We start from the raw sequence: 13,814 nt of genomic DNA, 5'->3' as shown, positions 1-13,814 counted from the left end.
CTCAGTCCTCGGTGATCGCCGCTGTCTGGATCACGGTGCCTGGTAATAGGTGGGATTGATGCTCGCACGATAGGCACTGGTCAGGTAAAGCGACTGGATCGACTTCTCGAAGATCTTGAAGGGTAGCTGGATCCAGAAGTCGGCGAAGCCCTGCCGGTGGAAGAGCCGGCTGCCCGCGCTCATCACGAAGACGTTCTTGACGAGTCCGGTGGTGGCTGCCGTGGTGACGGAGGCGGCGGCGTTGATCCCGCCCTCCCAGACCGCGTCGCCGCCGTGCAGCTTCACGGTCTGGCCGTCGGCGTTGGTCACGCCCCACACGGCCGCGTTCATGCTGCCGTTGACCCAGCCGGAGAGCGCGCTGCTGACGGCGCCGAAGGAGAAGTCGTAGATGCCTCCGCGCCAGCGGGTCGGCGTCTCGTTGCCCGCCCACTCGTTGACCCAGGTCTTGTCGTGGTTCATCGGGCGCCGGGTCCACGGCTTGCCGCCGTCGACGTTGGCGAGACCCGCCTTGAACTGGCCGAGCTTCTCGAACCCGAGGCCCCGGTTCTCGTGCACCGCGGTGCTCAGACCGGTCTTGACGGTGGCGCCGACCGCCGCGTTGGCAAACGACTTGAGCGCGTCCTTGCCGGTGAACGGCTTGTTCTGGACGGCGGCCACGATCCCGTTGACGGCGAGGTTCGCACCGAACTCCAGGATGAACTCCTGACCGAACTCCAGCGCCGCCTTCTTGGCCACGCTCTGCCAGTACGGCTCGTAACGTGCCTCGCGCAGTGCCGCGTCGCCGCCCGCCGGCACCTGGGTGCCGGACCAAGGCATGCGCTGGGCCTCACGCGTGGTACGGCCCCAGCCGCGGATCTCGGTGAGCGGGCCCCGGAAGTCGTACTCGTTGCCGACCAGCCGCCAGCGGTTGAAGGTGTCCCGCTCGAACACCAGGCCGTTGTCGGTGCGCTGGCCGACCAGTTCGCCGTTCCTGTTGTAGCGGTTCCACTGGCCGCGCCAGGCGTCGGTCTCCAGGAACCCGCTGCCTTCGGCCTTGCGTTCCCGGACCACGCTGCCGTGGTCGTACTCCTTCCAGACCGAATGGGCCGGGGTGTTCGGGGTGACGGTGGTGGTGTACGTCCGCACGCGCAGCGGACCGCCGTTGTGCAGCGGGGTCTCGCGCAGAAGGGTGGGCTGGGCCTGGCCGGGGACCACCAGTTCGTCACGGAAATGGTGGGCGCCCCTCGTCCACTGGTCCTGCCAGGCGCGGCCGTTCCACCAGCGGCGGACCTGGTTGCCGTTGCCCACGTCGACGGGCGTGCCGTTGCGTTCGTGGGCACCGGCGTGCCAGCGGCCCTGGTTGTCCCGCCAGGCGTCGACATAGCGGCCCGAGTCGAGCATCCGGCGCTCGCGGATCAGCTCCCCGCCCGTGTCGTAGTCGCGGTAGGAGTCGTCCCAGGGCAGCCGGGAGTCGCCGGAGCCGCGGAAGAACTCCCGTCGGCCGGACCCGACTTCGGCGCCCTGGGCGTCCAGCTCACGCCAGGTCCAGCGGCCGGAGTCGGCGCGGCCGGAACCCTGGACCACATGACCGGCGGTGCCGTCCGGGTTGGCGTGACTCAGCCCGACGAGGTTGCCGTGCGGGTCCCGGTCCACCCAGGTGCGGTGACCGGTGAACTCCCGGACGACCCCGCCGGGGCGGCCCTCACGAGCCACCTGGGGGGCGCCGTGGGCGTCCTGGTAGGTGTCCCGCCAGAGCACGCCGTCCGGGTCGTTCTGCACCTGGACGCGGTAGCCCCGGCGGCCGCCGGACTCCGACCAGGCGTGGGCGGTGACACCGGGGGGCGGCTGGTGGGCCGGGGCCTGGGCGTGGTCGCCGACCTTCAGGGTGCTGCCGTCGTGCAGTTTGCCGCTGAAGCGGGCGAAACTTCCATCGGCCGCCAGGTCGAGGGCGCTGCCGTCCATGCCGACGTACCGCACACCGGAGGTGGTGGTCCCGTCGCCCGCCTCCTTGGTCCAGGTGAACAGCTGGTAGGTGTTGTCGCCCTGGACGTGGGCGTACGGGGGCCGGGTGTGCTCGGCGCCGGCCAGCCAGCGGGTGCGGACCCAGGTGGGCGGGCGCTGCTCGCGCCAGCGGTCGGTGGTCAGGAAGCCGTCGCCGAAGGTTTCGTGCTTGCCGACCTCCTTGCCGTGCGGGGAGTGCCGCTCCCACGTGCCGCGCAGTGTGCCGTCGGCGCCCATCGCGTGCTCCTGGTACTGGCCGGCCCGCTCGGGCCACTCGGCCATGCCCCACTGCCGCTGGGCGATGTCACCGCCGGCGGTGCGGTCGGTCCAGCCGCTGCCGATACGTTCACGGGTCCGGGGCCCGGAGGCGATTTCCTTGCCCGCGCCGTCGTAACGGTGCCAGGTCCAGGCGCCGTTGCCGTTGTCGATCCCGAGGGTGTGGCCGGCCCGGCCGTTGAACTTCTGCAGCCCGTCGCGGTACTCGCGCACAGTACGGCCCCAGCCGTCGGTGTCCCGCCAGCCGGTGCCCGCCGTGTCGTAGTGCCGGCTGCCGGTACCGGCCGGCGTGCCGCTCTCGTCCCAGCGCACCCAGTGGGTACGGGGGTTGGTGCGGGCGAAGGCGATCGTGTCGGTACGGCGGAAGGAGTCGACCACATCGCCGGCCGTACCGGGCAGCACCCGCCGCTCGAAGACCGGCACGTGCGTCTTGGTCGAGCTGAGCAGCCGGATGTGGCCGCTCGCGGCGCCGGAGAGGTCGGCGGTGCCGTGGTGGAAGGAACCCGCGGTCGTCGGCGCCCCGGCCCGGGTGGTCCGCTCCCAGGTGCCGGTGGTGTGGTCGACGACGTACCGGAAGTCCGTGCGCCGCCCGTTGTCGAGCACGTTGAAGCCCTGCCGGACCGGGGTGCCGTCGGCGGCCAGGTGCAGGAACTCGCCGTGCCGCGGGCTGTTCGGGTCGTTGAACCCGATCCGCGTGGTGCCGTCGGGCCGCCGCACGGCGTCCCAGTGCGCGAGCCTGCCGCCCGCCGCGTCCTCCAGCCATGCGCCGGGGTGCGCGGCGGTCGGCGGCTCCACGACGAGGAAGCGTCCGCCGTGGCCCGCGGGCAGCGGGGTGCCGGTAGCCGTGAGCGCGCCCTGGCCGTCGTACCGGCTGAACGACGTGTCGGCCAGGGTGGTCTGGTGGCCGCCGCCCGGCAGCGGGACCGTCTCCTGGACGAAGCGGCCGGTGGTCTGGTCGAAGACCTGGCGCCCGCCGCCGGGTCGCGCGACCTCGATGTGGCCGGCCGGGTCGAAGGTGACCGCGCGCGCCGGATCCGGGGCGAAGGCGTCGTCCAGCCAGCGCGGGGCCGCGCCGAGCGGCCGGTCGAGACGCCCGGCAGGCAGGCCGTCGCGTCCGGTCAGCCGCAGGCCGTCGCCCGCGAAGTCGCCGCTGGGCCCGAAGGTGTGGTGGCCGGTGTCGTGGACGGTACGGAAACCGCCGTTGTTCGGGAGTGTGGTGACCGTGTCGGGCAGCCGGTTGCCGTCCGCGTCGGTGAGATGGTGACCGCCGGACCCGTCGGGCTCGGCGAACCGGCCGCCGCGCTGCCCCCCGGCCGGGTCGGCCAGCGCGGTCGAGGTGCTCACCGGGCGGCCCTGGACGTCGTACAGCACGGACTCGCCGGTGATGTCGTCGATCGTGCGCGGTCGGTTGCCGCCGACCGCGACCACACGCTGGGGCAGCGGCTGCCCCGCCGCGTCGGTGAGCAGGTGACCCCCCGCGCCGTCCGGTACGACGATCCGGCCGCCGCGCGCGTTCGCCGCCGGGTCGAACAGGGCGAGGCCAGTGTACTGATAGCTGCCGTCGGCCGTGAACCTGCTGGTCGCGCCGCCCGTCTCGTCGGTCAGCCGGAAGCCGGTGCCGCCGGGCAGTGTGGTGACGGTCCCGGGCTGCCGGGCGCCGGACGTGTCGGTCAGGGTGAGACTGCCCGTGCCGTCGTCGGCCAGGAACCGCTCCCCGCGCGTGCCCTGCGGGTCGGTGAGCGAGACACCGCTCTCCTGGAGGCGGCCCTGGCCGTCGTGGCGTACGGACACCCCGGTCGTGCCGTCGGTGACCCTGATGCCGTTGCCGTCACCCAGGTCCTGCACCCGCAGGTCCAGACGGTTGCCCGCGAGATCGGTGACATGGACGTCCGCGCCGGTGGTGACCCACACCCGGTCGGTGCCGGCGGGGACGCCGTCCCGGCCGGTGAGCTGGACGCCCTCGTCGAGCCGTTGGCCCTGGGCGTCGACGCGGTGGGTGACGCCGGTGTCGAGATGGGTGATCCGCGTCGAGTCGCCGGGCAGGGCGAAGGCGGTCAGACGGTCCGCGCCGGGGCCGTTGACCGTCACGGTCCGCGGGCGGCCGTGACCGTTGAGATCCGTGTGCAGGCGCAGCCCCGTCGGGCGGCCGTCGGCCCCGTACAGCGGCATGTCGTTGGCGATCCGGTCGCCGTTCGCGGTGTATGTGTCGACGGTGTCCGACGTGGTGTGCCGGACGTCGAAACCGCCGTCCGGCCGGGCGACGACCGTGCGCGTCGGGTCCGGGTGCAGCTGGTGGTCGACCACCTGCAGCGTCACCGCGTTGTCCTGGCCCACGCTCCGCTCGATGGTCAGGCCGTTCGGCCCGGACACGCCCGAGCTGTTCAGGGTGATCCGGTCGACCGCGGGCGGGGCGGTGTCGGGCAGCGGGTCGAGCTTGCCCGCGCCGAGCGTCGCGCCGCGGTGGGTGGCCCCCATCTCGATCTCGTGGATCCGGGCCTCGATCTCGGTCGGATGGATACCGAGGTCCTGCAGGTTCTGGTAGGCGGTGCGGAACCGGTCCCGAGCGGAGATCAGTTCGTGGCTGACCTGGACGTCGAAGTCGCTGACAGTCCGTGAGGTGCCGGCTCCGCCCGGCCCGCCGCGCAGATCCTCGACCCGGTTCAGTTCGATCCGGGCGGACGACAGCTCGACCCAGGCCTCGCGGAACGGACGGCCGTCGACGCCCAGGAGCTCGTCGAAGCGCGCGGAATCCTCCGCCCACGGCGTCTCCCCGGCCTGCCGGGAGGGCGCGGCCGGAGCATTGCCGCGGCTCGGCCGGGCGGGTGCGGCGGGGGTGGTGTCGCTGTGGAGGTGGGCGGGTGCCGCCGGGGTCGTGTCGCCGTCCAGCCGGGCCGCTGAGGTCAGGGAGGTGTCACCGGTGTTCCGGAGCGGCGGGGCGCCGTCCAGCAGGCTCAGGGCGTCATTCTGCCGCTGGGCCTGCGCGGACCTGTCCATGCCGTCGAGCATCGCCTGGAGCCTGGTCTGCGTGTACGGGGTCGTGCCGCCGACTGCGAGGGCGGCACGGGTGCGGTAGGCCAGACCGTCCGCGCCGCCGCCCAACCGCCGGAAGTCGTCGAGCAGACGGTATGCGTTCGCCTCGGCCCGTACCTGGGTCAGCAGTTGTTCCACGCCGGCCCGGCGGACGGACTGCGGACGGTCCCGCAGGAAGCGCTCGGCGGCCCCGGCCAGGTTGTCGAGAGCCTCGGCCCGCCGTGCCGGCTGGTCGGCGGGGACGCGGTGGAAGGCGTCGAGTGCACGGTCGACGTGCTGGATCTGAGAGCGGGCGCGGATGCCGTTCGCACGGTACGTGCTACGGCGGAATGCGGCCCGGTCGAGGAGGTCGGATGCGGCCGGGTGAGCGGCGCCGGGCGCCGTCGTTCCGGTGGTGTCGCCGGTCCGCCGGGGCGGCCTGAGCATGTCGTCCAGGACGGAGTCACCGAGCGGCCGCGTGGACCGGCCGCCCCCGAGCCTGGTGTCGTCCCTCGGGGGCGTCGAGGCGAAGTCGCCGTCGTCGCCACGGTGGGGCGCGGCCGAGTGGACGTCGTCGAGGTGTGGTGCGGCCGTGTCGGATTCCGTGAGACGGGGCGGGGTGGTGTCGGTGTCCGCGAGGTGGGGTGTGCGCGTCTCGGTGTCGGCGAGGTGGGGGGTGGTCGTGTCGGTCTCCGCGAGACGGGACGGAGGCGTGCCGGTGTCGAGCTGATGCGGCTGGAAGGTCTCCGTCTCGGTCTCGGTGAGCCGGTGCGGTGTCGTGGTGTCGGAGAGGTGCTGCGGCTCGGTCTCCGCGTCGAGGGGGTGCGTGGCGGCGCCATGGTTCGTGGCGTGCGAGACGGTGGTGTCGCTCTCCTTGACCAGCGGCGGGGCCGTCTCGGAGTCGATGGGGTGCGGTGCCGGCGACTGAGTGTCGGTGCCGTGCGGCGCCGGGGACTTGGTGTCGAGGTCGTGGGGTGCCGGGGACGTGGTGTCCGTGTCGGCGTGGTGCGGTGCCGGTGAGTTGGTCTCCAGGCTGCGGGACGGGATGCCGTCGCCGGTGAGCGCGGGGGCCTTGGTGTCGGGGCCCGACTTGGTGTGGGGGAGCTGGGGTTGGGCGTGGGCCGGTGTCGTGTGGACGTCGGTCGCGCCGGACAGGGGCGGCGCCGCAGTCCTGGTGTCCGCGCCTGGCGGCAGGAACAGCCGGCGGCCCTTGTCCGTGAAGTGGAGGCCGGCGGCGTCACCGTGGATCAGCCCCTCCCCGGCCAGGTTCTTGAACGCCTTGCCGAAGGCGGTCCTGCCCAGGCCGACGGCCGCCGTGGTCTGCGTGCCGATGTTGGAGTCCTGCAGGACCCGGAAGCCGTCCGAGTTGGCGAGTGCCCGGACCATCTTCCTCATGTGGTCGGTGACGCCCGGTACAGCGTTGAGCGCGTCCTCGGCCACCGGCGGAAGCTGGTTCAGGTTGGGACCGTTCTCCCCGGCGGCCGACGAGGAGGTCCCGGCACCCTGGTTCCTGCCCGGCCTGGGCTGCGGCTTCGCGCCCTCGGGCCTGGTCTGTGGCTTCAGGGCGTCGAGGCGGTTGTTGATGTCCTTGAGGAGCTGCTCGCGCTGGTCGAGCAGGGTCTTCGCCAAGTCCTTGCGTTCGCCGACGGCGGCCGCGTGGAACTCCTGGGTCAGCTTGACCGACTGCTCGGCGTGCGGCTGCGCCTTGTTGAGGTTGTAGCGCAGCGCCTTGTTGTTGCCGCTCTTGACGGCGTTGTCCGCCTGCCGCACCCGGTCCGACGCCTCGTCGAAGGCCTTGCCGGCGGCCCGTGCCGCCGGGTCGACCGTGCCGTCGGCGAGATAGCGTCCGTCGCCGTCCGCGTCATGGACCGCCAGCGGAGACGGCCACTCACTCGTGGCATGGCTGCCGAGCGGGTTGATGGGCAGCCCCGAGCCGAACTTCGCCTCGGGACGGTACAGCTTGGAGATGACCGATCCCAGCTCCTCCGGATGGGCGGTGTCGGCGAGCAGCCTGAAGACGTCGTCCTTGAAGGCACCCCCGATGAAATGGACCTCGCGCACCACCGACAGGGCGAGCGCCTCCTGCACGTGCTCGCCGTGGAAGACCTCCTGCTCGAAGGAGACCTGTCGAGGCGGGTGGTCGGGGTACTCGTACGTCCAGCGGCCCCGCTTGCCCACTTCGTCGAAGCCCTCGTCGTACTTCGCGCTGCGGACGACGTCGTCGCCGAACTTCAGCTGGTTCATCGTGTCGCGGTCCAGCGGGTGCAGCTGGTCGTGGAGCGAGACCCAGCCGCCCTTCTCCTCCAGGACCTTGGCGTCGAAGACGAGCGTGGTCGGCCCGTACCGGGTCGCCATCGGCTTGTCGCCGACCTCCATACGGAAGAACACGAAGTCGTCGTTGCCCAGGTTGGAGGTGTTCTTCGCCGAACTCTTGCCGGACGCCAGGAACCTGACGCCCCGGCGGGCCAGGTCGCCCTGGGAGGACATCACACCGCTGTTGGCGATGGCGTGGTAGGCCGGAGTGGCGTGCTTGATCCGGTACGGCAGGTCCTGGAGCCTGTCCCGCAGCTCCTGGAACTTCAGTCGGTCCGCCTCCGGCATGTTCTTCAGCAGGCTGTCGACGTCGGCACGCAGGTCCGCGATGTTCTTCTCGGACAGCCTGCGCACGAAGTCGTGCTGTTGGGACCTGGACAGCTTGTCGAAGCCGTCGAAGTCCTCGAACACCTTCTGCCACTGGGCCTCGGTCCCGGGCAGTACCGCCTTCCACTGCTCTCCGCTGTGCACCTCGCCGAACGCCTGGTTCTCGCGATAGCGCCGCAGGAGATCCGGGATACTGCGCTGGACCCGTTCCACCGAGGCGTCGGTGCCGAGAAAGCCCTTGAGTACGAGGTTGTCGCCCGGCTTCGCCGCCTGGACGGCGTCGTCGACCAGCTTGGCGAGATGGTGGGCCACGGCGGCGACGGGCGTGTGCTGGTTGCGCAGCGTATAGGTGCCCCCGAAGCGGGCGGCGTCCGTGACATGGCCCTGGAGGGCCGCGTCCAGGTCCTTGGCGGCGTTCTCGAGCCCCTTGGCCAGGCCCTTGAGCTCACTGGGGGGAGTCGTGCCCGCCTTCACCAGGTTCTCGAGCTCGTTGGCGAGCCGCTGGACGGTGACCGACTGGGTCTGGATCTCCTCGCCGGTGCGGATGAACTGGTCCGAGCGGACGGGGCCGTCGCCCGCGCCGCGGGAGCTGACGTCCAGATTCCGTGCGTGGGTCTGCAGTTTCCGGGCCCGGTCGATGTCGCCGGCGCCCGCGAACTGGTCCACGAGCTGGTTCAGTTCACGCTGGGAGAGCAGGCGGTTGTCGAGTTCGTGCTGGAGTGCCTCGTCGAGTTCGCGGGTGGCGTCCTTGAACTTCGTGTCCGCCTCGGTCACGTCCGTCCTGGCTGCCGCGATCTTGCCGGCGTCCTTGCCGGTCTGCGTCTGCTTGATCTCCGCCTGCTGGAGTTCCTGGTGGGCCTTGGTCTGGTCGGCCAGAATCTCGTTCAGCCGCCTGGGCGGTGTCACGGAGGCCGCGCCCGTCTCGCCGTGGGTTGCGGGCGCGGCGACCGCGGGCGGGGGAGTCGCGTCGTTCGCCGTGGTGACCGTGCCGCCGAGCAGCCGGGGCCGTTCCGTCAGGCTGAGCCGGCGCAGGGCGCCGAGGTCGGCCTCCATCCGCACCGGGTCGACGCCGAGTTCGGTCAGGCGGTGGTGGGTGGCGTCGTACCGCTGCTGGGCGATGTCGACGTTCTCACGGGCGCGGATCTCGTCGGGCGTCGGGCCGCGGGAGCTGCCCGCGTGCCCGTTGTTCGGCAGCAGATCCTCGGCCCGGCCCAGGTCGTACCGTGCCTGCACATGGTCCCGCCAGGCCTCGCGGCGGGCCCCGCGCAGCGGGTCGTCCAAGTCGCCGAACAGCGCGTCGACACGTTCGCCGTCCCGGAACCACGCCTGCTCGATCTCGGCCGGGGTGAGCCGGGGCCCGCGCCCGGGCAGTTCCTGACCACCGGAGTGCGGGGTGTCCGGGCGCGGCGTCGGCGTCGTGTCGGGGTTGCCCCGGGCCGGGCTCGGGACGGGTGTCTCCGGGTGGGCCGTGGTGGCGGCCGGGCTCGGGGCGGGTGTCTCCGGATGGGAGCCGGTGTGGACCGGGCTCGGCATCTCCTTGCCCCACGACGCGGGTGTGGGCAGGGAGTTGAGCAGCTCGTTGTTGTGGAGCACATGGCCGCGGAGGTCGGCGGCGAGGTCGTTGAAGCCGGTGCCGCTCCACTCCTTTGTGAAGGTGCGGTCGCCGCCGGTGATCGTGACGGAGACGGCGTTGTCGTCCACCTTGTGGGTGACGGTGATGGTCATCTCGTCCGCGAAACCGGGTCGGCTCACGGTGAACGTCTTCACGTTCGGGCCGTCGCCGCTCTCCCGTACGATCGCGTCGCCGAGACCCTCCCAGCGGCGCATCGCGTCCTGCCCGAAGGCACGGCCGAAGTCCTCGAACGCCTCGCCCGAGTGCAGCCCGGACCACTTCTCGTTGATGAGCCCTTCGAGCTGGGCCTCCGGAATCTGCTCGGCGCGCACCGGGACGACCGTGATGCCGTCCTCGACCCGGGCCGGTCCGGTCCGCACCAGCCGGGTCGGGGAGAGGGTGACCTCCCACTGGTCCTGGTTGAGCGCGAGGGCGTCGTCGGCGGCCTTGTGGTATCCGGGCGGGTAGGCCATGGCGAGCTTGCCGTGGTCGGCGGGTACGTCGATCTCGAAGACGACACGGTTGCTGTTGACGCCGTTCTTCGCCCACTCCGCCTGGAAGGCGCGGTTGTTGGAGGTCGAGGCGGGCAGCCGCTCCACGAACACGTCGGCCTGCGCCGCCCGCGGGTCCATGGACACGCCCCGCCACACGGTCATGCGCTGGTTGGGGCCCTCGAACATCAGGTCACCGGCGACCTTGTTGAACTGCTTGACCTTGCCGACAAGGCCCGGATTGGCCTCCAGGGTGCTGGGGTTGACGAAGCCGCCGTACCCCTTCTTCGAGGTGAAGGCGCCGCCGATGACGCCCTGCATGAACAGCTTCACCTCGTTGTCCGCCGCGGCCTTGCCCATGTGGCCGCGGGCCACGTGGGCGGCGGCGTCCCAGCTGTCCGCGGCCGAGCCGGTGAGCCCGGCCGGGCGCGGGGGAAGGGGGACGTCCGGGGTGGCCGAGCGGAGCAGCTCGCCGGTGGACCGGCTGTACACATGGCTGCCGGAGGTGGACGCGACGACGATCTCGTCCTCGCCGTTGAGCTTCGCGGGCCAGGCGCCGGTGCCGTCGCTCACGGAGTCCACGGACTTGCCCGCGACCTTGACGCTCACCCCGCCGAACGGGCCGTCGCCGAACCGCACGGTCTCCTCGGCCAGGCGGATGCCGCCCAGCCGCTTGAACGTCCAGCTGTGCACCACGATGCCGCCGACCGCGTCCAGCTGCCGTACGACGAAGCCCGTGCCCTGCTTCTCCACGGTGTACAGGCCGGACTCGACCGCGCCGCCGTGGAGTTCGGGCGTGCCACCGCGCGGTGCCTTGACCGCGAGTTCGTGGCCGCCGGGAACCTTGACGACGTTGGGGTCCTTGAGGAGTGCGTCGAAGGCGCCGGCGGTGTCGGCGGTGTGGGCGGCCGGCGCGGGGGAGGAGTGGGCCGGCAGCGGGGTGTGGGTCCCGGGCGGGTTCGGGGTGGCGTGGGCCGGCAGGTTCTCGGGGACATGCGCCGCGGTGCCGTTGGCCGAGCCCGCCAGGCCCTTGTCGACGTCCGTGTGTGTGGGCGTACCGGCGAAGGCGGGGCTGTCGGTGGCGCGAGCGCTGCGGCCGGTGTCGACGAGATCGAGGGCGGAACGGCCGTGGTTGTCCGGGTTGGGGTGCCCGGCCGCGCCGGTGCCGTTGGGTGCCGGCTCGTGCGGGGCGGGGTGCGCCGTCGGAAGGTTCGGCCTGCCTGGGCCGACCGGGCCGATGTCGAGCCGGTCCGGGGTACCGGTGGCCAAGGAGTTCACCGTGAGCCGGTCGGGAGCCGTGGTGCCCGCGGGGTGCACGGTCAGGCCCTCCGGTGTGACCGGCGCCGCCGGGTTCGGCGCACCGTGCGGCAGCTGCTCGGGCGTGCCGGGGCGGGGGGAGCCGGGCTGGTGGACCAGTTCGTCGAGGTGGAGTCGGGTCTGGTTGGCCGAGAGGGCACTGGTGGTGTGCTCGGCGAAGGTGGTGCCGGCGCCGGGGGTCACGGGGGTGTTCGGCGTGTTGTGGCGGGTGCCCGCCAGCAGGTCGAAGGCCGAGGCTCCGGCGTCGAAGCTGCCCGGCCCGCCGTGCCCGATCCCGGTCGGGGACGGGTGGTTCACGGTGGTGGGGCCGGTGAGCAGGCTGTTGGGCGCGGTCACGTCGTGCGGGGCCCCGGGAGTCGGGGCCGAGTGGAGCGCGGTGTGCGCCACGTCGGTGCCCGGGGTGCCGGTCAGCGTCGTGTGGACGGTGCCGATGCCGGGCGTGCCGGGGGCGTGGACGGCGCCCACGCCCGGGTTGCCGGTGAGCGCGGAGTGCAGGGTGCCCGCGGCCGGGTTGCCGGTGGAGAGGTCACCGAGCGTGGCGGCGACCGGCGGCGGGGTGGCGTGGGTGCCGGTGAGCACCGTCGTACCCGGCACATGGGTGCCGTTGTGCGCCCCGCCCGGCAGCAGCACGTCGGCGGTGGACGTCAGGTTCGTGGGTGTCGAGTGCAGCCCGGTGAGCGAGGTGTGGGCAGTGCCGGAGACGCCGGCGACCGGCGTGTTGGTGAGCCCGTGCGTGGCGCCGGGGACACCGGCCGACGCGGGAAGGTGGAGGCCGGAGGGGGTGATGACGGTCGGCGTGGCACCGACGCTCACCCCGACCTCGGAACGCCCGCCCAGCGTGCCGAAGTTCTCCACGTGGACGTTGCCGAGCTGCACATGCGGCATGTCGACCAGCGCGTCCACCGTGCGCGCCGCGTGCACGCCGAAGTTGCCGCGGTGGGCGATGGCCCCCACGTCCCCCAGGTTCAGGGACGGCGGACGCAGGGTCGAGGTGACGTCCAGATGCGTGCTGGGCAGGTTGAGGTCGAGGTTGCGGAGGCTGTTCTGCCCGGCGGCCGCCCCGAAACGCACCTCGTTCAGCTGGATGCGCGGCATGTCGACCAGGGCGTCGACGGTACGCGGGTCGATGGGGACCGAGCTGATCGTGCGGCCGACGGCGCCGGTGATCGGGGCGCCGAAGACATGCTGGCCGAGTACACCGCGGTCGAAGATGCCGATGCGCAGAGCGTTCCGGAAGCCGTACTGGCCGATCTCCGCCGCGTCCACCGGCAGGATGATCCGCAGCCACTTGGTGCCACCGAACTCCTGGCCCACCCAGGTCTTGGTCGCCTGCCAGCCCCGGGAGAACGTCTCGGGCAGTCCGCGCACGAACCCGGGGATCGCCTTGAAGCCCTGCACGATGGTCAGGCTCACGGAGTTGACGCCGTGGCTGATGATGTTGGGCAGGTTGTGGATGCCGTCCAGCACCCACAGGCCGCCCTTGTAGACCCAGGTGCTGCCGAGCCGGACCAGATCCTTGAGACCGAGCAGCAGGGTGGTGGGGCGGAAGCCGTTGGTGAACAGGTTGCGCAGGGCCTGGAAGGTGCCCCGGGCGATGTTGGCGAAGCCCTTGGCGAAGGCCGTCGTACCGACGCTCTTGATGATCTGGAAGATCGGCAGCGCCTTGGTGGTGGGCGCCAGGATGCCCAGTCCGGCGAGGAAGAGGTCGAGGAAGCTCGCGTTGCCGTTGGCGAAGTCGACGATCGTCTTGATGAAGAGGGTCAGGTTGACGCCCAGGGCGAGCAGCGCGATCGGTCCGCCGAAGATCAGCGCCGGCACGATCAGGATGATCGCCAGCCACTGGAACGCCTCCCAGAAGACCTGGCACTCGGAGATCGGCAGCTGGATGTTGGAGACCCCCGAGATGCTGCTCGCCGCGGCGGAGGCGCCCTCGCCGTGCTCGGTGCCGGCCTGCCGGGCCGTGGAGGCGTAGGTCTCGCGGTCCGGGTCGTCCTCGGACAGCCCGCGGCCCGAGTTGAGCGCGCCGTCGGCACGGGACTGGAGGTCGACCAGCTTGTCCGCCCAGGTGCTCAGCGCGGTCGCCGCACTCTCGAAGGACTGCGCCACGTCCTCGATGTGCCCGCGCAGCCGGTCGTTGACCTTGCCGCGCAGGGCGTCGGCGGCCTCGCCGACGAAGACGCTGTCACCGGCGGTGTTCATCACCGCGTCGATCGCCGTGCTGATGCGGCGCGCCTCGGAACCCAGGTGGTTGAGCTCGGTGGACAGCGTCCGGATCTGGTCGGGGTCGCCCGGTGTGGGGTCGCCGTCGAGCCCGATCGCGTTCCAGTCGGTCGGGCGTGGCATACGGGTTCCTCCCGGAAGCTGCGGGGCTCGGGGCGGTTCCTCCCCAACTGACCACGCCACAGCGTCCGCTGCGGTTCACGTGATCTGGGTTACAGCCGCCGTCCCAGGTGAACCGGCGGGGCGTGTGCGGCGTGGTCCAACTGACC

The 13,814-nt window shown here is 72.0% G+C and carries 1 protein-coding gene; it reads right to left on the bottom strand.

From position 1 onward, the window contains the following. Positions 1-30: 30 nt before the first annotated feature. Positions 31-13,668, bottom strand: a complete 13,638-nt coding sequence (locus ACZ7OO_RS04580) for a hypothetical protein (protein ID WP_471501441.1) — start codon at positions 13,666-13,668, stop codon at positions 31-33. Positions 13,669-13,814 lie beyond the last annotated feature (146 nt).

The sequence above is a fragment of the Streptomyces sp. NPDC111744 genome (genome assembly GCF_055634995.1).
This window is presented reverse-complemented; position numbering and strand designations above follow the sequence as displayed.

Coding starts and splice junctions, on each gene's coding strand:
- ACZ7OO_RS04580 (WP_471501441.1), bottom strand. CDS start 13,668: ATGCCACGCCCGACCGACTGGAACGCGATCGGGCTCGACGGCGACCCC.